Origin of the sequence: Streptomyces sp. NRRL F-5122 (genome assembly GCF_001507435.1) — a bacterium.
GTDB classification, from domain to species: domain Bacteria; phylum Actinomycetota; class Actinomycetes; order Streptomycetales; family Streptomycetaceae; genus Streptomyces; species Streptomyces lannensis.
In genome coordinates, this window is the sequence record NZ_LMWH01000123.1 from 1 (window position 1) to 516 (window position 516).

Annotated in this window: 1 pseudogene; it reads left to right on the plus strand. The window is 70.9% G+C overall.

The annotated features are described in order from the left end of the window. Positions 1-389, plus strand: a pseudogene (locus ADL25_RS15505) (UDP-N-acetylglucosamine--N-acetylglucosamine transferase); the annotation flags it as partial. Positions 390-516 lie beyond the last annotated feature (127 nt).

Consider the following 516-nt stretch of genomic DNA (forward strand, 5'->3'; position numbering starts at 1 on the left):
TCCGCAACGCCGACGACCTCAAGGAGGTGCTCTGCGACCTCATCGACGGATCGCTGGGGCAGCAGCAACGCGAAGTGGGTCTCGACCTGTTCGCGAGGGCGCCGGGTGAGGGACCGGCGGCCGAGATCGCCCGCTTGTGCTTCTCGGGGATTTCCCCGCAAAGCTCCGCACCGCCCTCACGCCACCACTGCCGGCCTCTCGCACGTCGACGTCTCGCGCTGCGCCCACGCGTCACCACCGCAGCCCTCGCGGGCGCGGTATGGGCGTGCGCCGTGGGAACCGGATTCGCGACGACGCACGACGCCCCCGACCTCGTGCACACCATCGGCCACAGCCTCGACCTGGACGACCTCTCTCCCGGCCACCGATCTGAAGGACATCACTCGTGACCGCCACCCGACTGGTTCGCACCGGCGTACTGGCGGCCCTGCCCACTCTGGCCGTCGCCCACGCCGCCCCGGTGATCTCCACTTTCGGGCCACTGCGCAGGCGGCTCATGCCCCGCCTCTCGGGTCG